We start from the raw sequence: 22023 nt of genomic DNA, 5'->3' as shown, positions 1-22023 counted from the left end.
TACTGAAAAACCAATCCTCTTTAGCATGAAGGTCTAATTTTTAGGCCTTCTTGACTTTATGAACCTGACCGAATGGATTATTTCCATTATGGAACAGCTGGGCTACTTCGGTATTGCCCTGCTTATGTTTCTGGACAACGTATCCCCCCCTATTCCTTCCGAAATTATTATGCCTTCTGCTGGTTATTCGGCCTCACAAGGTGAATTACTGTTTGTTGGTGTCGTGATTGCCGGCTGTTTCGGTTCGCTACTGGCAGCGGCCTTGCTGTACTGGATCGGCTATAAATTCGAACATGATGCAATTTTCCGCTTTGTCGACCGCTACGGCAAATACCTGTTCCTAAAATCGGCCGATGTCAAAAAATCACTGGACTGGTTCGAGCAGTATGGACATCGCATTGTCTTTGCCGGACGCATGATTCCGGCGGTACGCTCTTTAATTAGTATTCCCGCCGGCATGAGCCGGATGCCCTTCTGGAAATTCATGTTCTACAGCAGCCTCGGCACCATCATCTGGACCACTTTTCTGGCTGCGGTCGGGTTTTATTTTGGCGAAAATCAGGCGCTGATGCAGAAAATTTTTAGCCAGGTCGGCTATGTCATTATTGCAATTGTGATTGCGATTATCGGCTGGATTCTATACCGTAGGTATATGCGTAAACGCGCTTCGTGATGTGCATTGGCCGAGCTACAGGCCAAACTTGGGGATTCAATGAAACACTATTTGCTGCATTTGGCTGCGGTCTACAGCATTGCGCTGGTCCTGCTGACCATGGTTCTAGTTTATGGTTTAAATCTTGGGGTATTAACCCTTTTTCCAACACTGGTGGTGGTCGCGCTGATCAATGCCAAACATTTTGTAAAACGTGAAAAACGCCTGCCGACCTCAGATGAAAGAATTCAGCTGATTTGGGGCAGCAGTGCCGTGGCCATCATCATTGGCAGCCTGTTTATCTTTTTTATGGTGCTGATGAACCCCTATGCAGAGCAGATTATTCAATCGGCTGAGAAAATGGGACTGGCCCTCATGGCAGTGTTGATGCTATGTATGGTCGCCATCCATGGTGCGGTATTTTATGCCGCCTACGTCTGGTATGCCGCTTATTGCGCCAAACAGTAATAGTTAGTCGATTTTCAGACACTGTTAAATCAAATTATCCTGAAGTAAATTCTTTCGTGCAGATGGGTGACTTCCGGACAGCGCATCTGCATAGAAAATTTAACCGTATGTAAGTAAGCCCTGCTTTTCGTCACCAGAAACCGACATAAGTTATTTATCTTAACGTGAAAGGTGCAATTCTCCTGCCCGCGCCGGGTGCTGTCTGATCTAAGTTAAAACTCAAGCGATCCGATTGATCTTAATTTTTTGATTCATTTTACTTAGATCATCATCAGCCCCAAGAGGATACAGACATGACGAATCCAGAAATAGAAACCCAGCGCCAGCAGGAACAAAAACGCGAACAGGTCAAACAGCTGCCAAAACAGCAGCAGCAACAGCTGAATGCCAACCCGAAAACCGGTGAAACCGGCACCCATCCGGTGGGCACCGGTGTCGGTGCGGTCGGCGGTGCAGCCACAGGTGCCGCAGTCGGAGCCACCACCGGCCCGATTGGCGCAGTGGTCGGAGGTACCATTGGTGCCGTGGTGGGTGGTCTGGTTGGTAAAACCGCTGCGGAAGCCGAAAACCCGACCGAAGGTGATGAAGATATTTACTGGCGTGAACACAGCCAGAGCCAGCCTTACTACACCAGCCTGCAAAACACACATCCGGACTTAAGCTATGAGCGCGATTATCAGGCCGCCTATCGGGTCGGTTATGCCCAGCGTTCACGCTATGAACCGGGTACACGCTTTGAAGATGTAGAACCCGATTTACGCAGCGAATGGGAGTCCACCAAGGGCGATACCCGTTTGGCCTGGGAAGATGCCAAACATGCGGTGCGTGATGCCTGGAACCGTATGACCCGCTAATGTAATCCGGCTATAAAAAAACACCTCCGAGGAGGTGTTTTTTTATTTATTCGGTTTGCATCAGTTTGGAGTGTGATACATCAAATACAGTTCATTAAGGTTGTCCGGAATTTCTTCCGCCAGCTCATCCATTAACTGACCATTACGACGGAAGCTTTCCATTTGCGGGTCTTCTTCATCAATGCCGCTAAACACCATGATTGGTAAAGTCAGATCTACCAGCTGTTCTTCAAATTCTGGCGTGAACCAGGCTTCTTCATTCAGGAACATGGCATCCACAAAGCCCACACTCCAGTCGCCCAAGCTTGATTCTACATCTGCTTCTTCAATTTCGAATGGAAATTCAATGCCTTCTTCATTGGCCAGGTTTTGACGAATGGATTCGAGCCAGGTTTTCACCTGCGCTACGATTTCTGCCGGCACTTTTTTCTGGTTGCCTTCAAACAGTTCATCCAGCCATTGGTCAAATTGCGGGCCGACTGCAATGGCACACAAAAAACCATGAGTGGCAGCAAAATCTAGACCGTATTCGTTCTGGTCACCATCTAGATATTCACTCAACAGGTCTAAATCTAAAGCACTCATCTTAAATCCAAAAATCGTCTATACAAGGTATAGCATAGCATTTTCCGAAGACTTTACTGAACCCAAATTTCAGTCATCTTCGTCGTCAAAATCATCTTCGTCGAAGTCATAATCAAAATCCTTGAGATCACGCTCCAGTCGACGCTGTGCCAGCAGATCATCAATCAGGCGACGTTTTTCTAACGATTCTTTCGCACTGATTTTACCTGCCGCTTCATCGAAGCTGACATCATCATCACCGTAGTTATCATCTAGTTCAAAATCTGTTGAAGACACTAAAACTACCTCAGAATGAAAAAATGTGAATGGGTTTAGCCGCTATTTATCTGCCTTTGAAAAAGTTGTCAAGTTTTATTTATATTTTTTGTTTTTCCCGACTATTTTTGGCTTGTATTTCGCGCTAAAATTTGTGTATTTATGAAGACCTTATCTGAATAAGTATAGTTTAAAGCATATGACAAGAATATTTCGCGGACAAAACGGATGCCAGACTTGAAAACCGGGCAAGATGCCCCATATTCCTATTCAGTTTTGCTTTCAAACATTTTTATAAAATCATGCTTGATTGATCAAATCAGAAACTTTTACAGCAAATTGTGCTATCATGCACGGTTTTTCACTGCCACAGATTCAACGAAGAGTAAGCAAAGATGAGCGATATGACTTCCCCTACTTCGCAAGTAGCGGCTCTGATTAGCCGAGGCAAAGAGCAAGGTTACCTAACTTATGCCGAGGTTAACGATCATCTCCCAGACTCAATCACGGAAAGCGAACAGATTGAAGACATCATCCAGATGCTTCAGGACGTGGGCATTCCTGTGCATGAACGTGCACCTGAATCTGATGATGCGATGTTCGAAGACACCACAGAAGCTGCAGATGAAGTCGCTGAAGAAGAAGCAGCGGCAGTACTGGCTTCTGTAGAAAATGAGCCTGGCCGTACCACGGACCCTGTGCGTATGTATATGCGTGAAATGGGGACCGTTGAGCTGTTAACGCGAGAAGGCGAAATTAGTATCGCGAAACGTATTGAAGAAGGCATCCGTGATGTGCTGCATTCAATTGCGTACTGGCCAAATGCCGTTGAAGTGGTTCTACAAGAATACAAAGATTATGAAAATGGCGAACGCCGCCTGGCCGATCTGCTTTCAGGTTACTTAGATCCTGAAACCGATGAAGAAATTCCGGAAGTGCTGGAAGATGAAGCCGTGCTCGACGATGAAGAAGAATCGAGCAGCAAGAGCACCAAAACCAAAGATGTCAAACTTGATGACGACGATGAAGAAGAAGAGTCAGAATCGGATGATGATTCTGAAGCGGATTCTGGTCCGGACCCTGAAATTGCCAAAGTACGTTTTGCCGAGCTGACTGAAGCCTGGAAAAACGCCAAAGACGTCATTGCAAAGCATGGCCGTAACAGCAAAGAAGCGGAAGCTGCGTTACAGGCTCTGGCCAGCGTGTTCATGATGTTCAAATTTGCGCCGCGCCTGTTTGATATTATTTCAGAAATGATTCGTGGCACGCATGACCAGATTCGTGCAGCAGAACGTGAAGTAATGCGTTATGCGGTACGTCGTGGCCGTATGGACCGTACCCAGTTCCGTACGACTTTCCCGGGTCAGGAATCTAATCCGGCATGGTTAGACGAACAGATTGCCAAAGCTCCTGCAGAGATGAAAGGCTACCTGGAAAAAGTGCGTCCTGACGTACTGGCCTTCCAGCAAAAAATTGCCGACATCGAAAAAGAGTTGGGTCTGAATGTTAAAGACATTAAAGACATTGCCAAACGTATGGCGGTGGGTGAAGCCAAAGCACGTCGCGCCAAGAAAGAAATGGTCGAAGCCAACTTGCGTCTGGTGATCTCGATTGCCAAGAAATACACCAACCGCGGCTTGCAGTTCCTGGATCTGATTCAGGAAGGTAACATCGGTCTGATGAAAGCGGTAGACAAGTTTGAATACCGTCGTGGTTACAAGTTCTCGACTTATGCGACTTGGTGGATTCGTCAGGCGATCACACGTTCGATTGCCGATCAGGCACGTACCATCCGTATTCCGGTACACATGATTGAAACCATTAACAAGATTAACCGTGTTTCTCGTCAGTTGCTGCAGGAAATGGGCCGCGAACCGACACCGGAAGAACTCGGTGAACGTCTGGAAATGGACGAAGTGAAGGTACGTAAAGTCCTGAAAATTGCCAAAGAGCCAATTTCCATGGAAACGCCAATTGGTGATGATGAAGATTCGCATTTGGGTGACTTCATTGAAGACAGCAACATCACCTCTCCGGTCGATGCTGCAACTTCAGAAGGCTTAAAAGAAGCGACACGTGAAGTGCTGGAAAACCTGACTGAACGTGAAGCCAAAGTCCTGAAAATGCGTTTTGGTATTGATATGCCAACCGATCATACTCTGGAAGAAGTCGGTAAGCAGTTTGATGTGACCCGTGAACGGATCCGTCAGATTGAAGCCAAAGCCTTACGTAAATTACGTCACCCTTCCCGCTCTGAACACCTGCGTTCATTCCTGGAAAACGACTAAGTCAGCAGCGGCTTGAATTGGGATCAATCCATCCCCATTTAAGTAGCAATGCCAAAACGCCTGCGCCTTGCAGGCGTTTTTCAATCTTTTGAGGTAATTATGATTGACCGCACTCCCTCTCGTGAATTACAAGAGCATCTTTGGGTTTTTCCGATGGATTACCCGATTAAACTGATTGGTCTGGCCGGTGCAGAGCTGCGTCAAGCGGTGAACGATATTTTCGTGAAACACTTCCCGGACTTTGATGGCGACAAAATGACCGTGACCCCGTCGCGTACCGGTAAATACCACTCGATTACCGCACAGCTGCGTTTCGAGGAGCTGGAACAGGTGCATGCGGTCTATGCCGATTTAGCTGCCTGCCCGCTGATTAAAACCGCGCTTTAAGTTTCAAAAAAAACACGCTTCATGCGTGTTTTTTTATGGCGTACCGTGCAACCGCAGTAATTTAAAGCAGGCACACTCCTATTCCTATTCTGAATCATTATAATTCACATCAGCAGATTTCATTTTTAAGGACGCAGCCTGTGACCGATGCGCTTCAAAAACCGACCCTCATTATTCGCCAGTATTCGCAATTAACACCGTATCAAGACCGCTTTTTAGAGATGAAGCAGTTGACTGAACAGCGTGATGCCAATACCCCCGATGAGCTCTGGATTTTGCAGCATCATGAGGTGCTGACCCAAGGTCAGGCCGGCAAGGCAGAACATATTCTGATTCCCAGCCATATTCCGGTGGTACAAACCGACCGTGGTGGACAGGTGACCTGGCATGGTCCGGGCCAGCTGGTGGCGTATTTCCTGTTTGACCTGAACCGTTTGGGCTGGAATGTCCGCACGCTGGTATCGTATGCCGAAAACCTGATGATTGCGCTGCTCAAAAAATATGGTATTGAAGCTTATGCCAAAGCAGATGCGCCGGGTGTCTATGTCGCGGAGCGTAAAATTGGCTCATTGGGCTTTAAAATCCGCAAAGGCCGTAGTTACCATGGACTAGCGCTGAATATTGACTGTGATTTGAGTGGTTTTCAAACCATTAACCCCTGTGGGTATGCCGGTCTGGAAATGGTGCGCATTCAGGATTTAGTCCAAGACTATCCATCGTTTGAAACTTTATGCCGAGATATCATTGAAACTTTAGAGCACAGTGGTTACTTTAGTGAGGTTCAAACCATTCAAGCCTAAATGACTTTACTTTTGAATAAGAAATAAATTAGAGTATTTACTCTAAACCCAATAATAGATGTTAACAAAGGGACTCAGCGAGTGATTTCAAGCAAAACCGTGAAGCCCGCTTTGCAACAGGCCTATGTCAAACTCATGATGGATGTGATTGGCAGAGGTCTGGTGATGGCAAGCCAGGTCGATCAAGAAATAAAACAGGAAGTTGCAAAGTTTCCCGCAAATTTTATCCTGTCCATGAAAGTGTTTCCCAATGGACCTGCGTTCATTGCCCGGGTGACTGAAGATCATCAGCTCGAACTGCTGCCTGAACTGGATGGCAAACCCGATCTGGTCATTACCTTCAAGCATCTGACCCATGCCTTTTTGGTGTTCTCGTTTCAGGAAAGTACGGCACAGGCCTTTGCCCATGACCGCATGATTGCCGATGGTGACCTGTCTTATGCCATTCGTCTGGTGCGTTGCCTGAACAAAATGGAAGCCCTGATTTTGCCTAAACTGCTGGCAGAGCTGGCCGTCAAACAATACCCATCCGAACTTAACTTAAAAGAAAAACTCAGCGGAGCTGCCCATATTTACCTGAAAGTGGCTCAGTCCTATTTCCAACGGAGTGCATAACATGGCGAAGCCTTATTACGAATTTTTTTGTCCAGTCAAAGTCATTGCCGGCAATGCCGCACTGGAACACATTCCGTTTGAATTGGTGACTTTAGGTGCGAAACGCCCGCTGATCATTACCGACAAAGGCGTCCGTGGTAACAACCTGCTGGCCCCGGTTGAAGCGGCTTTTGAATCGACCGATGCTGAAATTGGCTATATTTTTGATGATGTACCACAGGATTCAAGTCTGGACACGGTACGTAAAGCGGCGCAGCTGTATCGTGACCACAACTGTGATGCCATTATTGCTGTCGGCGGCGGTTCGGTGATTGACACCTCTAAAGCTACCAATATTCTGGTGACGGAAGGCGGCGATGACCTGCTGAAATATTCCGGTGCGCACAATCTGCCAAAACCATTAAAGCCCTTCTTCGTGATTCCGACCACTTCAGGCACCGGTTCAGAAGTCACCATGGTCGCGGTGGTGTCAGATACTGAAAAGAATGTCAAAATGCCATTCGCCTCTTATTACCTGATGCCGCATGCCGCGATTCTGGACCCGCGCATGACCCAGACCCTGCCACCGCATTTAACGGCAATGACAGCTATGGATGCCATGACCCATGCGGTTGAAGCTTATAGCTGCATGGCCTCGAATCCGATTTCGGATGCCTATGCCACCGCCGCAATCAAGAAAATCAGCAATAACCTGTTTAAAGTGCTGGACAATCCAAGCGATGCCTATGGCCGTCTGGAACTGGCACAGGCCTCGACCATGGCTGGTATTGCCTTCTCCAATTCGATGGTGGGTCTGGTACATTCCCTCGGTCATGCCTTAGGTGCAGTGGCGCATCTGCCGCATGGACTGTGCATGAACCTGTTCTTACCCTATGTGCTGGAATACAACAAAGATGTCAATGGCGACAAAATTGCCGAACTGCTGCTGCCATTGGCCGGCCCGGATATTTATGCCCAGACTCCGGCGCATCTGCGTGCCGATAAAGCCATTGCTACCCTGCTGACCATGCGCGACCGTCTGTATGCCATGACCAAATTGCCACGCACCTTGAGTGAAACCGGCAAGGTTACAGAAGCGCAGCTGGATGAAGTGGCCGAAAAAGCCCTGAACGATGGCTCGATCATTTACAACCCGAAAGAAGCCAGTCTGGAAGATTTGAAATCTATCTTAAAAAAGGCTTGGTAATTTCCAGCAAATAGGCGAATATAGCCAAAATTTCTAGAAGCCTGATGTTTTTTTAAACATCAGGCTTTTACTATACCCAAGAAAAAGTTCTTATTTATTCAGATGATTGGCATATTTTCTGCTAAAAATTTCTGAAAAAGTTACTGACAAAAGCAACCATTTTGGAGTAGATTGGCGGACTTTTGTTTTATTGATAGGGGGGATCGTTCGTCTCAAACGATCCTTAGGAACATGACTGATCCTTGATCAACGATTAAGAGGATAACGCCGTTGACAAATATCTCTGGGACTCAATCGGCAGCTAAACTGCAAAAAACGCTAGGGCTCTGGCACATCATTATTATTGGTTTAGCATATATTCAACCAATGACCTTATTTGACACTTTCGGTTTAGTATCGGAAGAAAGTCATTTTCATGTACCCACCTCGTATATTTTTGCCTTGGTTGCAATCTTGCTGACCTCGTTAAGCTATGGTCACATGATTCGCCGCTACCCATCTTCGGGTTCTGCCTATACTTATGCGCAGAAATCCATTCACCCCAATGTTGGCTTTATGGTGGGCTGGTCATCCTGGCTCGACTACCTGCTGTCGCCAATGGTGAATATTATTCTGGCCGTGATTTATCTGGAAGCGCTGTTCCCGGATGTTAATCATTGGGTCTGGGTCATTGTACTGACCGCGTTTATGACCGGCATCAACCTGCGTGGTGCGCGTTTTGTCGCCAACTTCAACAGTCTGATTGTATTTATCCAGCTTCTGGTCATCGCGATCTTTACCTGGATGGTATTTACCAAACTGCAGGCCGGTTTTAATGCCGATGGCCCGATTAGTGCCGAACAGCGTTATCAGCTCTGGAGCCTGGAACCGTTCTGGAATGAGCTGACCTCAGTCGGTGCGCTGATTACCGGTGCTACCTTACTGTGCTTCTCCTTCACCGGTTTTGACTCCTTAAGCTCGCTGGCAGAAGAAACAAAAGATACCGAAAAGACCCTGCCAAAAGCGATTTTCCTGACTGCGTTAATTGCCGGGATCATCTTTATTGTCAGCACCTACTTCATGCAGATTTACTTCCCGAATGAACCGGGCAGCTACTTCAAGAATATTGCTGAAACTCAGCCAGAAATTCTGATGCTGGTGGGTGGTTCACTGTTCCAGTCCTATGTACTGACCTTCGCAATTGTAACGGTGATGGCTTCGGGTATTTCTGCACATGCCGGTGTATCCCGTTTGATGTACGTGATGGGCCGTGATGGCGTGATTAACAAGAAAATCTTTGGTCATATCAGCCCACGTAACTTCACACCGTCTTATAACATTCTGATTGTCGGTGCGGTGGCCTTAACTGCAGGCTTTATGGATCTGGATTTCGTGATTTCCCTGATCAGCTTTGGTGCCCTGACTGCATTCAGTTTCGTCAATCTGTCAGTCATTTCACGCTATGCGCTGCGTGATGGACGTACCCGCAACGTTAAAGATATTCTGAACTTTGTGGTGGTGCCGCTTTGTGGTTTTATCGCGGTGTTTGCACTGTGGCTTGAGGTTGATGAAACATCATTGAAATATGGTTTATGGTGGGCAATGGCCGGTATTTTATACCTGGGTTATAAAACCAAAGGCTTTAAACACCCTGCGCCACAACACAATGAATTTGACGATAAACTCTAAGTTTAAGTCATTTAAAAAGGTGCTTCGGCACCTTTTTTTGTTTCTACGTTTCAGGTCAAGTTTTGACGGCTTGATCCTGCTCACTGAAAAAATAAATAGCGATAAAAAAACCAAGATCAGTGATCTTGGTTTTTTTATTCTTCGCAATGATCTGCCCTAGCTTAAAGGCTGGAAACCCTGCTGACGCCAAGCTTCATAGACAATGACCGCTGTGGCATTCGACAGGTTTAAACTGCGAGAATTTTCTGCCATCGGCAAGCGAATCCAGTGCTCTTGTGGGAACATCAAACGCACATGCTCAGGCAAACCGCGGGTTTCTGGTCCCATCAACAAGGCCACAGGACGGTTTAAATCCGAAGTATGCGGGGTTTCTGTACCCTTGGTGGTTAATGGATACACGGCATCCACGCCTATGCCTTTGCTGGCCAAATTGGCCAGACAGTCTTCAATTGAATCCCACAGTTGCATCCGTGCCCATTCGTGGTAATCCAGACCGGCACGTTTCAGCTTTTTATCATCCAGCTCAAAACCCAGGGGCTTGACCAGATGTAACTGAGCACCGGTATTGGCACAAAGCCGGATAATATTACCGGTATTGGCAGGAATTTCAGGCTCATATAACACAACGTGGATCACTTTTTACTCACTATCTGGTTGATTTAAGCAATTAAACTTTCTTGATGGGACAAGGATGCTGTCAGGGTTAAAGCGCTACGCAGTATTGCCCTTTTGCATCTCCGGCAACCATGATTCATCATAGCTGCCACTTGACAGGCGCAGCCTTCGTCTTGCGCTCGGGCAACACGTTGTGTTGCTTTATCCTCTTTACTTAGGCATAGCCTTCGTCTTGCGCTCGGGCAACACGTTGTGTTGCTTTATCCTCTTTACTCAGGCGCAGCCTTCGTCTTGCGCTCGGGCAACACGTTGTGTTGCTTTATCCTCGCTCATGCCATTGTAGTTGTTCGCGCAGCTTCACCACTTCACCAATAATGGTCAGAGTGGGTGCCTGAATTTGATGTTCAGTAACTTTAGATGCAATATCCGCCAAAGTCCCGACCACCACTTTCTGCTCCGGTGTGGTGCCTTTAGACACCAAGGCCACTGGCATATCCGGACGCTGGCCATGGGCAATCAGTTTCTGGCAGATTTTTTCCAGTCCCACCAGTCCCATATACAGCACCAGAGTCTGGTTTTCATAGACCAGCTCGCTCCACGGCAGTTCCGGTGAACCTTCTTTTAAATGCCCGGTCAGGAAACGTACGCTTTGTGCATAGTTGCGATGGGTTAAAGGAATGCCGGCATAAGCTGAACAACCCGAGGCTGCGGTAATGCCCGGCACCACCTGAAAAGCCACACCTGCAGCAAACAGTTCTTCAATTTCTTCACCGCCACGGCCAAAAATAAACGGATCCCCGCCTTTTAAACGGCAGACACGTTTACCTTCCTGCGCATACTTGACCAGCAAGGCATTAATGCCCTCTTGTGGCACGGCATGATTGGAGCGCGCTTTCCCAACATAGATCTTTTCAGCATCACGGCGGCACAGCTCCATAATCGGATCGGACACCAGACGGTCGTAAATCACCACATCGGCCTGCTGCATCAAGCGTAGTGCTTTTAAGGTCAACAGCTCCGGATCACCCGGACCGGCACCGACCAGATACACTTCACCTTTTGGCGTGGTCCATTCCTGCAAGGCCTGCTCAATCAAACGATTGGCTTCTTGCAGATTGTCATTAAAGACCTGCTCTTTAAGCGGACTGGCATACAGGTTTTCCCAGAAAATCCGGCGTTCATCCGGATTCTGGATTTTGGCCTTAACCGCAGCACGCCATTGACCGGAAAAACTCGCCAGTTTGCCCATGCCATGCGGAATACTGGTTTCCAATTGGGTGCGAATCTGGCGCGACAACACCGGCGATGCACCATTCGTGGCCACTGCAATCAGCAAAGGCGAACGGTCGACAATAGCCGGCACCATAAAGCGGCAATGTGGCGGATCATCCACACTATTGACCAGCACATTTTCAGCTTCACAAGCCTCAAACACCTGACGGTTGATTGCTGCATCATCGGTGGCGGCAATCACCAAACGATACTGGCGCAGCGGAATTTCAGTATTGAAGGCAGCAGCCTCATAGTGCCCCTGGCTCTGCTGGACCAGTTCCAGTAAAGCGGCATCAATGGCCGGCGCCACCACATCAATAATAGCGCCTGCTTTTTGCAGTAAACCGGCTTTACGGTAGGCAATATGTCCGCCACCGACAATCAGACAGCGTTGCTGTTGCAACTTTAACGAGATTGGAAAAATATCCACACACTACCTCAGTAATTTAGTTCTGATTGTCTTAAGCAAATTTTGTGCACAAATTGGTGCATTCTGTACATCAACCTGAATTTAGTCGATATATTCTGCACCACCCATGTACGGACGTAGCACTTCAGGCACTTCAATTGAGCCATCCGCGCGCTGATAGTTTTCCATCACGGCCAATAAGGTGCGTCCAACCGCCAGACCTGAACCATTCAAGGTATGGACAAATTCAGTTTTCTTCTGGTCAGCACGATAACGCGCTTTCATACGACGCGCCTGGAAATCCCCCATGTTAGAACACGAAGAAATTTCACGATAGGTATTTTGACTTGGCACCCACACTTCCAGGTCATAGGTTTTGGTCGCACCAAAGCCCATATCACCACCACACAGGATGATTTTACGGTACGGCAAGCCCAGCGCCTGCAAAATGCCTTCTGCATGACCGGTCAACTCTTCCAGTGCCTGCATAGAATCTTCAGGTTTAACGATTTGCACCATTTCTACTTTATCGAACTGGTGCTGACGGATTAAGCCACGCGTATCACGGCCATAAGAACCGGCTTCACTGCGGAAACATGGGGTATGCGCAGCATATTTCAGCGGTAAACGGTCCGCATCAATAATTTCGTCACGGACAAAGTTGGTGACTGGCACTTCCGCGGTTGGAATTAAATAGAACTCTTTTTCGCCCTGCAGCTTAAACAGGTCTTCTTCAAATTTTGGTAATTGACCGGTACCACGTAAAGAATCGGCATTGACCAGGTACGGCACATAGGCTTCGGTATAGCCATTTTTCAGGGTATGTGTATCCAGCATAAACTGGGTTAAAGCACGTTGCAGACGCGCCAATGGCCCTTTTAAAACGCTAAAGCGAGAACCGGTCAGCTTGGTCGCGGTTTCAAATTCTAGACCACCCATCCATTCGCCTAAGTCGGTATGATCTTTGATTTCAAAATCAAATTCGCGTGGTGTACCCCAGGTCAGGATTTCCACGTTATCGGCTTCATCTTTACCTTCCGGCACAGATTCATGTGGCAGGTTAGGAATAGTCAGTGATTTGGTTTCAATTTCCGCCTGTAATTCATTTAAAGCCACTTCGGCTGCTTTAATTTCATCACCAATGGCTGACATACGTGCCATGATTTCTGAAGCATCACCACCGGCTTTTTTAATCTGACCGACCTGTTTGGCACCGGCATTACGCTCGGCCTGTAGAGCTTCCGTTTTGGACTGGATTTCTTTACGGCGAGCTTCCAATGATGCCCATTCTTCTACATTGAGTTGCACACCACGTTTTGCCAAGGCTAAATTTACAGCCTCAATATTATTTCTGAGTAATTTCGGGTCGATCATAGCCAATCTTTTGTAAAGAAAAAAACTGGCTATAGTGTAAGCGCTTCGGGTTAAAAAATACAGTAATCCGCTTCACGGCTGGGGCTTATTACAGCAATCTGGCGCAGTTTTTTCACAATTTACTGGGCCGGATACTTCGGCAAACTTGGCAGATATTCAGCTTTAATCAGTTTGTCCACCGCATAATACGGCAGCTCCAGTTCCGGCATGCCTTCTGCATAGGAAGCCAGCTCATACAATGGATAGACAAACACCAGCCCATTGGCGCCATAATAAAAATTGTCACTCAGTCGCAGTTTGTCACGCTGGATGTCGTGCTCATTCAGCCAGTTGTAATTATGGTTAAACAGTTCTTGTACCAGTTTGGCTTCACTATTCGGCAGCAGAATATCCTGCAAGGCCAGACGTTTCTTGCTGTTTAAATCAAAGGTCACAAATTCCTGATGATGCATACCATGCGCCGCCCCGGCCGGATAACTATAGCTTTGCATGCTAAAGGTAGCCAGACGGCCATGCTGGCCAATATAACGTACATAGGTAGAACTCAGGCTAAGACGGTTAGGCTCCTCTGTGCTATTGGCCTCTGATGCTGACGATGCTGACGATGCTGACGATGCTGACGATGCTGACGATGCTGACGCAGTAGAAGCGGCATCTTCACTAAATGCAATCGGGTCAGCCTTTTTAATCCGCTGCATAAAATACGCATTGATCCACGGCACATTGGTATTGACCGTCTGAATATCGTATTCGGTACAGCCCTCTTCATCACAGCGCTGCTGCTGTTTCAATTCCACCGGCACCACTTTGGCCTGAATCATGGGAATGGCAGCTGCCTGAGTCTGACTTTGCTCGGCCTCCACCTGAGGTGCGGCATCCTGCTTCGGCTGACAGGCGCTTAACATTAATGCCGTGGTCAGTGCGATGGTCGTGGTGAGCAGATTTGATTTCAGATGTTGCATTGCATTTCCCCTATGTTCATGCTGCAATTTTCAGCAGTTTTCACCCCGCAAAGGCGTTGTATACGCTCAATTTAGCTATTTACCACTATATAAAACTCCTGCTGTTCGATCCTAGAGCAGTTCTGTAACCTGCGATAAAAAATGAAAAATCAACCAAAAACCATCCGCAGCGGTACATACCAAAATTTATAATATTCCATTAAAATTCATAATGATAATTTTAAAATAAAATCAAATCCTGACTGCACCCTAATCGTGCATCTGCGGCCCATTCAACGGGAAAAATAAATTATCCCAAGATTTATCCACAGAAATTGTGGATTCTTTCACAGAGCAAAAGCAGACAGATCAGCCGTGATTCTGGTTAACCCTTATTTTTGGTTAATTTTTAACCATTTTCAGGGAGGGCAATTTTTATTGCCATTTCATGCATGTCCGCATGGCTCAACTCGCTCAATTGACTTTCCGTTCAATCCTACCATTGGACGATTATTCACCTAAAAATAAAGGAGCCATTAAAATGGCTCCTCTATGTTTTTGCTTTCACAGATAAAATCTTTTTTAAGAAATGATCATCATCCCTTATTGATCAATAATATCTGTGCCTTTTGGCGGGGTGAAGTTAAAGGTCGAGTTGGCAATGTTCGGGTTCACCTTCACATTGTTAAAACGTACATAGGTGGTTTGACCTAAAGAATCTTCCAGAATCATCAGGCTTGGTGCTTTGTTGGCACCGAAACTGATGGTCAGACTCTGGAAAGCCCCTTCATCACTTTTTGGATACAGGGTGTAATAGGTTTTGCCTTTGTTCGGCTGGGTCACCCGGTATGACTGCATAATCTGGTTGGTATTGCCCGACAATAACAGTGCTGGTGTATTGGCAACCTGCTCATCCAGGTTTTGACGCACGGCCTGCTGCAAGTCCGGGTCATAAATCCAGACTGTTTTCCCTGAGGTCACAATGGTCTGTTTGGCCGGACTGGTGGTTTCCCAATAGAATTTACCCGGGCGCGCCACTTTCATTACGCCTTTAAACTCCTGATTCATATGCTGGGCAGTCAGGCCCTTGTTTTTAGGCGCTTTGCCGCTGGTTTTGGTGGTCTGCTCAAAGTTAGCGGTCATACTTTTAATATGACTCAATTGTTTGACCAGATTGGCAGTGGCTTGCTGCTCCGATGCTGCCACAGGCGCAGCATACACAGTCGTACTCATCACTGGTGCCAGCGTTGCAGCACCCAATGCCATAGCACACATGGTTTGACGAAGCATTTTCATAGATTCACCTTTTATTGTTGCATATCGCAATGTATTCATGGACTCATCTTAAACCAAATAAAGTGCCTAAATTTAGAGAAAATAAGAAGTTTTGTATGTTTATTAATATCAAATGTTCTTTTTTATCCATCATCATGAAGATCAGGGTTGCTCTCTTTCCCGATGCGACATGCATAAAAAAACCCACAGAAAACTGTGGGTTTTTGTTCTATTGAATCTTATTCAACAGATACGTAGCGACGGCCAAATTGACCTTTCACTTCGAATTTTACTACGCCGTCAGCAGTAGCAAATAAAGTATGGTCACGGCCCATACCTACATTTGCACCAGCGTGGAATTCTGTACCACGTTGACGAACGATGATGTTACCTGCAGTTACAGTTTGACCACCGTAAACTTTAACACCTAACATCTTAGGATTCGAATCACGACCGTTCTTAGTAGAACCACCGGCTTTTTTAGATGCCATGTCTCATTACTCCTAGTGATTAGCCTGAAATACCAGTAATTTTCAACTCGGTGAACCATTGACGGTGACCTTGTTGCTTACGGTAGTGCTTACGACGACGCATTTTGATGATGCGGATTTTGTCGTGACGGCCATGGCCAACCACTTCTGCAGTTACTTTAGCGCCAGCTACAACTGGAGCACCGATTTGAATGCTATCACCGTTTACAAGCATTAATACGTCATCAAACGTAATAGTTGCGCCAGTTTCAGCTTTCAATAATTCAACTTTAAGGGTTTCACCCTCAACTACACGGTGCTGTTTACCACCGCTTTGGATTACTGCGTACATAATGTACTCCAAACATGCCCGTGTCGTCGTGCCGGTAAAGGGATATACCGATCTTAAAACGAACGCCACTGGGGTTATACAAGGGCAGAGATTTTAAGGGATAACGCTGCAAACAACAAGAGATTTAGCCAAAATATTGCATCAGCCGGCTGTTTATTTTATAAACATGCAACGAAAAGCAACAAAAATGGTCAAAACCCTACATTTTTCATTGATCTAATCAAATTGCTTGTTAGAATCGAAAACGCCAGCATGCTGATGCTATCACCGCTGCCTGTCACCGGGAGGCCATCAGCGCCAGCACGAACAGGAAAGCAGACCATTGCTTCGTACTTCATAACGACAACCACAATGGCCGCACCGCAGATTGCAGATTTCCTGTCCAGACGTTTTTCATTGTTACACTATATCGTTGTTACTTGACACAATTGAGGTTCTCCTTCACATGACCATCGACTTTAAGCAAGATATTCTCGCGCCTGTTGCTTCCGATTTTGCCGCGATGGATCAGTTTATTAATGAAGGCATTACCTCAAAAGTCGCACTGGTTATGGCGGTCAGCAAGCATGTGGTGGAAGCCGGCGGCAAACGTATGCGTCCGATTATGTGCTTACTGGCGGCCAAAGCCTGCGGCGCAGAAGATCTGGAACAGGCGCGCAGACTGGCGGCGATTATTGAAATGCTGCATACCGCAACCCTGGTGCATGATGATGTGGTCGATGAATCCGGCTTGCGTCGTGGTCGTCCAACCGCCAATGCCACCTGGAATAACCAGACCGCCGTATTGGTCGGTGACTTCCTGATTTCACGTGCCTTTGACCTGCTGGTCGATTTAAACAACATGACCTTGCTAAAAGATTTCTCGACCGGTACCTGTGAAATTGCCGAAGGTGAAGTACTACAGTTGCAATCACAGCATCAACCGGACACCACCGAACAGACGTATTTAGATATTATTCACGGCAAAACCTCGCGCCTGTTTGAACTGGCCACCGAAGGTGCCGCCATTTTAACCGGCAAGCCGGAATACCGTGAACCGTTACGTGTCTTTGCCGGCCATTTTGGTAATGCCTTCCAGATCATTGACGATATTCTGGATTACACCTCAGATGCCGAAACCCTGGGTAAAAATATCGGCGATGACCTGATGGAAGGTAAACCGACCTTGCCTTTAATTGCCGCCCTGAAAAATACCACAGGTGCGCAACATGAAATTATCCGCCGCAGTATTGCTACGGGTGGAACCTCCGAATTGGCGCAGGTTATCGAGATTGTACAGACGTCAGGTGCATTGGATTATTGCCAGCAACGTGCCACGGAAGAAACCGAAGCCGCAATTGCGGCCTTAAATGCCTTGCCAGATACAATCTATCGTCAGGCCTTGGTCAATCTGGCCAAGCTGGCCCTGCACCGAATTCAATAAATAGCTTCATCCTTGCCTATGCATATAAAATTTTATGACCTATTCCTGAACATGCAGGATCAGCTGGAAACCACGCCCGCTGATCTTGACGAGCAACTGCTCATTGAGCTGGTCAACCGTATTCGACCAGCCAACACCGAAAATAGCGAAGAAATACAAGAAAAGTTTCAGGCCTTTTTACATGCCCTGCTGATTACGCCCAATGCCGCCAATACCTTACAAAGTTTTGTGCTCTGCTTAATCAGCCAGTACAAACAGACCAGCCTGTATGCCGATACCGGCATCCTGTCTTTAGATGGTTTCTGGAGCCAGCTGTTTCAGCGCCTAGGGGCGCATTTTTTACCGCTGATTAATGATCAGAGCCAGCTGCAGGACTTGCTGCGCCGCATTTTCCATCAGCGCAGTGATAAATACTGGCTGGATGATATTGAAGATCAGCAGTGGCAGCAGCTGTTTCGCCTGCTGAATCAGGGCCATCGTAATCAGGATGATAAAAAACTGATTCGTCAGGAAATCATTAAAGCCATTACCGTGCTGTCCTATCGGGTCAGCGGAATTGGTTTATATCCGGAATTTATTAATGCCCATCCGGAACTGACCGAATACGAATCACCATTTTTAGTGCAGAACCGTGAAATCAACGATTTCATTGTGCAATATAAAAACCTGCATCAAAGTGCCGACAAATTTGAAGCGGTAATTCCACCGGATGCCTCACAGGCGCTGGTGATGATTGACCAGTGCCGTAACGTCAGCCATAAAATTCGCCGGGCCACCAAACGGATTGGGGTCAGTGTCAGCCTGACCTATTTGCTGTCCTTACTGGAACAGTGTCTGGACCGGATTGAACTGCTGCTGAACCTGATTGTTGAAGAAGATGATGTGCGTTATAGCGCCATGGGCGAGCTACTGGTCGATATTACCACCGCGCTGTATAGCGAACGCAGTGTCCGCTCCCTGCTGGCTACCAACAGTGAATTGATGGCCTTGCAGGTGACTGAAAATGCCAGTAAAACCGGTGAACATTATGTAAGTACCGACAAGGCCGGCTTTCTGGAAATGTATAAATCGGCTGCCGGGGCCGGGGTCATTATTGCCACCATGGCCACCCTTAAGGTGCTGGCGGCACGTTTAACCTTGGCGCCGCTGATGCAGGCCTTTATTAACAGCATGAACTACTCGCTGGGCTTTATGCTGATTCATGTGCTGCACTTTACTGTGGCCACCAAACAGCCGGCGATGACCGCTGCCGCACTGGCTTCGACCGTACAGCATCGCAAAGGCTCGAAAATGGCGCAAATTGCCGAGCTGGCCGCGCTGATTATCAATATTATCCGGACCCAGTTTATTGCCATTCTGGGCAATATCTCGATTGCCATTCCGGTGGCCGCCCTAATTGCCTTTATGTGGGATGCGGCGTTGCATGAGCCTTTAATGAACCATGCCAAAGCCAGCAAAATGCTGCATGACCTGAATCCGTTTACCTCTCTGGCAATTCCACACGCAGCCATTGCCGGTGTGTGTCTGTTTTTATCGGGCCTGATTGCTGGTTACTTCGATAATATGGCGGTGTATCGCAAAGTCGGACCACGGCTACAGGCGCATGCCAAACTGAAAAAATGGATGAGTCAGGAACGGCTGGACCGTTTTGCCGCCTATATTGAACGGAACTTGGGCGCACTGGCCGGTAATTTCCTGTTCGGGGTTATGCTCGGCAGTATGGGCACAATTGGTTATATTCTGGGTCTGCCTTTAGATATCCGGCATATTGCCTTTGCCTCGGCCAACTTTATTCAGGGTTTGATGAACGTCAACGGTAGTCCGGAAATTGGCCTGATTATTGTGTCTTTCCTGGGTGTGCTGTTAATTGGCCTGACCAACTTATTTGTCAGCTTTACCCTCACCATTATTGTGGCCCTGCGCGCACGTCGGGTACGTTTTGAACAGTGGAAGCCATTGGCCAAACTGGTCATGACCCATTTCCTGACCCGGCCCAGTGACTTTTTCTGGCCACCGAAGCAACCTGTTGAAGTTGAAGAACAATCTGGCCCGGCCAAGGGTCATCATTAAGGAGTTTGTTAATTTATTTTGTCATGTGTTAAAAAGAATTGAAAAAGAAATTAGCATAATTTATACAGGCTTGAAATGAAGTGTACTGGCGAGTACACTTTAATCCATTACCGGACTGCGCTCGGATCAGCTAAACTAACCAGGATTTCGGCATGCCTAATTTTTTGCTTTATCTCGGTGGTTTGTTGTGTTTTTTCAGCGTGTTAATGCTTTATGTTCCAGCGCTCACTGCCCTTGATTCGGCAATTGTAGACTGGTTCAGCCAGCACCGTAACGAGATGTTGAATTCACTAATGACGGGATTATCTGTCGTTGGTGGCATGCCATTTGTATTATTTTTATCCAGTCTTTGGTGTCTGTATCTGGCCAGGCAGAAGGAATATGCAAATATCGTGCTGGTCAGCATTGGACTGATGGGGAGTTTTGCCACTGCCTGGATACTCAAGTATCTGATTGCAAGAGAGCGCCCGCCAGAAATGTATCATCTGGTCAATAGCTATGGTGCCTCATTTCCCAGCGCACACAGTTTTTATGCCGCAACGCTGGGCTGTCTTGCAATTTATGTGTCAATGCAACATCCCGCACATAAAGCCATTGTAATATGTGCTGTTATGTGGATGTTGCTGATGGGAATTTCAAGAGTGTATCTTGGCGTACATTTTCCCTCAGATGTCCTGTCAGGCTGGAGCATAAGTTTTATCTGGATCACGCTGCTCTATCTGATCTTGATCAAGTACAGCCAGCGCAAACCAATGAATAATTTTTAGATAGATAAAAATCTAATTGAGGTGGAAGAATGATGTCTGCAAAGCTTTGGGCCCCTGCCCTCACTGCTTGCGCATTGGCCACAAGCATCGCGCTTGTGGGTTGTAGCAAAGATCCAAATGATGCGCAGCAAGCTGCAGCCCAGCAGCAAATGCCTCCAACAGAAGTTGGGGTCATTGTTGTACAGCCACAAAGTGTCGAGCAGTCTGTTGAACTTTCCGGCCGTACCACTGCCTTTGAAATTTCTGAAGTTCGCCCGCAAACCAGCGGTGTGGTGCAGAAACGTCTGTTTACCGAAGGTAGCTATGTACGTGAAGGTCAGGCCTTATATGAAATTGATTCACGGACCAACCGTGCATCGGTAGATAGTGCCCGTGCAGCATTGGCACGTCAGCAGGCCAATCTGAACGTTTTACGTGTCAAAGAAGGCCGTTATCGTCAATTGGTGGGCAGCAATGCCATTTCCAAACAGGAATATGATGACATTGTGGCGCAGGTGAAACTGGCAGAAGCAGATGTCGCGGCCACCCGTGCCGAACTGCGCAATGCAGAAATTAACCTGGGTTACTCAACCGTACGTGCACCAATTTCAGGTCAGACCAACCGTTCTACCGTGACGGCAGGTGCATTAGTGACTGCCAGCCAGCAGGAACCGTTAGTGACCATTCAGCGTCTGGACCCGATTTATGTGGATATCAACCAGTCGAGTGCTGAACTGCTACGTTTACGCCAGCAGCTGAGTAAAGGTGATTTAAACAGCAGTAACAACACCACAGTCAAGCTGAAACTGGAAGATGGTAGCTATTATCCGGTTGAAGGCCGTCTGGCATTCTCCGATGCCAGCGTTAATCCGGATACGGGTACCGTGACTTTACGTGCAGTATTCCCGAATCCAAACCATCTGTTATTGCCAGGCATGTTTGCCACTGCACAGATTGTGCAAGGGGTAATTCCAAATGCCGTGCTGATTCCACAAGCTGCCATTACCCGTACCCCAACCGGTCAGGCCATGGCGATGCTGGTCAATGCCAAAGGTGTGGTTGAACCACGTCCAGTGACCACAGCCGGTATTCAGGGTAAAGACTGGATTGTGACTGAAGGTCTGCAAACTGGCGATAAAGTTATTGTAGAAGGTATTGCCAAAGTCAAGCCGGAACAGAAAGTGGTAGCCAAACCATATCAACCGCAAGCTGCCGCGCCACAAGGTGCCCAGCAACCTGCTGCATCAGATAAAGCAAAACAACCAGCAGATCAGGCGGATGCTCAAGCTGAACAAAAAGCTACTTCAAATACATAAGG

Annotated in this window: 22 protein-coding genes; 13 read left to right on the top strand and 9 right to left on the bottom strand. The window is 47.3% G+C overall.

The window, feature by feature from the left end; translation table 11 throughout:
- Nucleotides 1–58: 58 nt before the first annotated feature.
- The 3 genes from FTU67_RS00250 (at nucleotide 59) to FTU67_RS00240 (ending at nucleotide 1974) form a co-directional block, all read left to right on the top strand.
- Nucleotides 59–673 carry a DedA family protein gene (locus FTU67_RS00250; RefSeq protein WP_180061305.1) on the top strand — a complete coding sequence of 205 codons (615 nt, stop codon included), beginning with the start codon at nucleotides 59–61 and terminating at the stop codon, nucleotides 671–673.
- 39 nt (nucleotides 674–712) lie between these two features.
- Nucleotides 713–1120, top strand: coding sequence for an ABZJ_00895 family protein (locus FTU67_RS00245; RefSeq protein ID WP_075167535.1), 408 nt, complete (start codon nucleotides 713–715; stop codon nucleotides 1118–1120).
- Between the two features lie 293 nt (nucleotides 1121–1413).
- Complete coding sequence (locus tag FTU67_RS00240) at nucleotides 1414–1974, top strand: glycine zipper domain-containing protein (protein ID WP_016659900.1); 561 nt, start codon at nucleotides 1414–1416, stop codon at nucleotides 1972–1974.
- Between the two features lie 60 nt (nucleotides 1975–2034).
- On the opposite strand, the gene FTU67_RS00235 is transcribed toward FTU67_RS00240, so the two are convergent.
- Together FTU67_RS00235 and FTU67_RS00230 are read right to left on the bottom strand one after the other, a co-directional pair.
- Nucleotides 2035–2559: a YecA family protein gene (locus FTU67_RS00235; protein WP_005176137.1), complete on the bottom strand. Its 525-nt coding sequence runs from the start codon at nucleotides 2557–2559 to the stop codon at nucleotides 2035–2037.
- Nucleotides 2560–2628: 69 nt separating this feature from the next.
- Nucleotides 2629–2835, bottom strand: coding sequence for a PA3496 family putative envelope integrity protein (locus FTU67_RS00230; protein WP_005176134.1), 207 nt, complete (start codon nucleotides 2833–2835; stop codon nucleotides 2629–2631).
- 374 nt (nucleotides 2836–3209) lie between these two features.
- On the opposite strand from FTU67_RS00230, the gene rpoD reads away from it, so the two are divergent.
- From rpoD to FTU67_RS00200, 6 genes are all read left to right on the top strand, one after another.
- The gene (rpoD, locus tag FTU67_RS00225) at nucleotides 3210–5102 is read left to right on the top strand and encodes an RNA polymerase sigma factor RpoD (protein ID WP_180006803.1); all 1893 of its coding nucleotides are present in this window, start codon (nucleotides 3210–3212) and stop codon (nucleotides 5100–5102) included.
- Between the two features lie 99 nt (nucleotides 5103–5201).
- Nucleotides 5202–5489: a YbeD family protein gene (locus FTU67_RS00220; protein ID WP_005176130.1), complete on the top strand. Its 288-nt coding sequence runs from the start codon at nucleotides 5202–5204 to the stop codon at nucleotides 5487–5489.
- 140 nt (nucleotides 5490–5629) lie between these two features.
- Nucleotides 5630–6289, top strand: coding sequence for a lipoyl(octanoyl) transferase LipB (gene lipB / locus FTU67_RS00215; protein ID WP_180006804.1), 660 nt, complete (start codon nucleotides 5630–5632; stop codon nucleotides 6287–6289).
- A gap of 81 nt (nucleotides 6290–6370) precedes the next feature.
- Nucleotides 6371–6904 (top strand): hypothetical protein, encoded by a 534-nt coding sequence (locus FTU67_RS00210; RefSeq protein WP_160241544.1) that lies wholly within the window; start codon nucleotides 6371–6373, stop codon nucleotides 6902–6904.
- A 1-nt stretch (nucleotide 6905) separates the two neighbouring features.
- The gene (locus FTU67_RS00205) at nucleotides 6906–8090 is read left to right on the top strand and encodes an iron-containing alcohol dehydrogenase (protein WP_005176121.1); all 1185 of its coding nucleotides are present in this window, start codon (nucleotides 6906–6908) and stop codon (nucleotides 8088–8090) included.
- 270 nt (nucleotides 8091–8360) lie between these two features.
- Nucleotides 8361–9758 carry an APC family permease gene (locus FTU67_RS00200; RefSeq protein ID WP_005176119.1) on the top strand — a complete coding sequence of 466 codons (1398 nt, stop codon included), beginning with the start codon at nucleotides 8361–8363 and terminating at the stop codon, nucleotides 9756–9758.
- Nucleotides 9759–9914: 156 nt separating this feature from the next.
- On the opposite strand, the gene FTU67_RS00195 is transcribed toward FTU67_RS00200, so the two are convergent.
- The 7 genes from FTU67_RS00195 to rplU form a co-directional block, all read right to left on the bottom strand.
- On the bottom strand, nucleotides 9915–10394 hold the full coding sequence (locus FTU67_RS00195) for a tRNA (cytidine(34)-2'-O)-methyltransferase (RefSeq protein WP_005176117.1): 480 nt from the start codon (nucleotides 10392–10394) through the stop codon (nucleotides 9915–9917).
- A 298-nt stretch (nucleotides 10395–10692) separates the two neighbouring features.
- A complete protein-coding gene (gene cysG, locus FTU67_RS00190; RefSeq protein WP_180006805.1) occupies nucleotides 10693–12075 on the bottom strand; it encodes a siroheme synthase CysG in 1383 nt (460 codons plus the stop codon).
- An 81-nt stretch (nucleotides 12076–12156) separates the two neighbouring features.
- Nucleotides 12157–13428, bottom strand: a complete 1272-nt coding sequence (serS, locus tag FTU67_RS00185) for a serine--tRNA ligase (RefSeq protein ID WP_016659896.1) — start codon at nucleotides 13426–13428, stop codon at nucleotides 12157–12159.
- Between the two features lie 119 nt (nucleotides 13429–13547).
- On the bottom strand, nucleotides 13548–14390 hold the full coding sequence (locus FTU67_RS00180; RefSeq protein WP_180061304.1) for an RsiV family protein: 843 nt from the start codon (nucleotides 14388–14390) through the stop codon (nucleotides 13548–13550).
- 582 nt (nucleotides 14391–14972) lie between these two features.
- Nucleotides 14973–15665, bottom strand: coding sequence for an outer membrane lipoprotein chaperone LolA (gene lolA / locus FTU67_RS00175; protein ID WP_005176107.1), 693 nt, complete (start codon nucleotides 15663–15665; stop codon nucleotides 14973–14975).
- A 218-nt stretch (nucleotides 15666–15883) separates the two neighbouring features.
- Nucleotides 15884–16135, bottom strand: coding sequence for a 50S ribosomal protein L27 (rpmA, locus tag FTU67_RS00170; protein ID WP_005176106.1), 252 nt, complete (start codon nucleotides 16133–16135; stop codon nucleotides 15884–15886).
- Nucleotides 16136–16154: 19 nt separating this feature from the next.
- Nucleotides 16155–16466: a 50S ribosomal protein L21 gene (rplU, locus tag FTU67_RS00165; protein ID WP_005176105.1), complete on the bottom strand. Its 312-nt coding sequence runs from the start codon at nucleotides 16464–16466 to the stop codon at nucleotides 16155–16157.
- 445 nt (nucleotides 16467–16911) lie between these two features.
- On the opposite strand from rplU, the gene sdsA reads away from it, so the two are divergent.
- The 4 genes from sdsA to FTU67_RS00145 all read left to right on the top strand — a co-directional run bounded on the left by sdsA (nucleotide 16912) and on the right by FTU67_RS00145 (nucleotide 22021).
- The gene (gene sdsA, locus FTU67_RS00160) at nucleotides 16912–17889 is read left to right on the top strand and encodes an All-trans-nonaprenyl-diphosphate synthase (RefSeq protein ID WP_104472144.1); all 978 of its coding nucleotides are present in this window, start codon (nucleotides 16912–16914) and stop codon (nucleotides 17887–17889) included.
- 18 nt (nucleotides 17890–17907) lie between these two features.
- Nucleotides 17908–19959, top strand: a complete 2052-nt coding sequence (locus FTU67_RS00155) for a site-specific recombinase (RefSeq protein ID WP_160241549.1) — start codon at nucleotides 17908–17910, stop codon at nucleotides 19957–19959.
- Between the two features lie 152 nt (nucleotides 19960–20111).
- Nucleotides 20112–20726, top strand: coding sequence for a phosphatase PAP2 family protein (locus FTU67_RS00150; RefSeq protein WP_005176089.1), 615 nt, complete (start codon nucleotides 20112–20114; stop codon nucleotides 20724–20726).
- 29 nt (nucleotides 20727–20755) lie between these two features.
- Nucleotides 20756–22021 carry an efflux RND transporter periplasmic adaptor subunit gene (locus tag FTU67_RS00145; RefSeq protein WP_005176086.1) on the top strand — a complete coding sequence of 422 codons (1266 nt, stop codon included), beginning with the start codon at nucleotides 20756–20758 and terminating at the stop codon, nucleotides 22019–22021.
- Nucleotides 22022–22023: the final 2 nt, after the last annotated feature.

The sequence above is a fragment of the Acinetobacter sp. YH12132 genome, from assembly GCF_013418645.1.
Classification (GTDB): domain Bacteria; phylum Pseudomonadota; class Gammaproteobacteria; order Pseudomonadales; family Moraxellaceae; genus Acinetobacter; species Acinetobacter indicus.
This window is presented reverse-complemented; position numbering and strand designations above follow the sequence as displayed.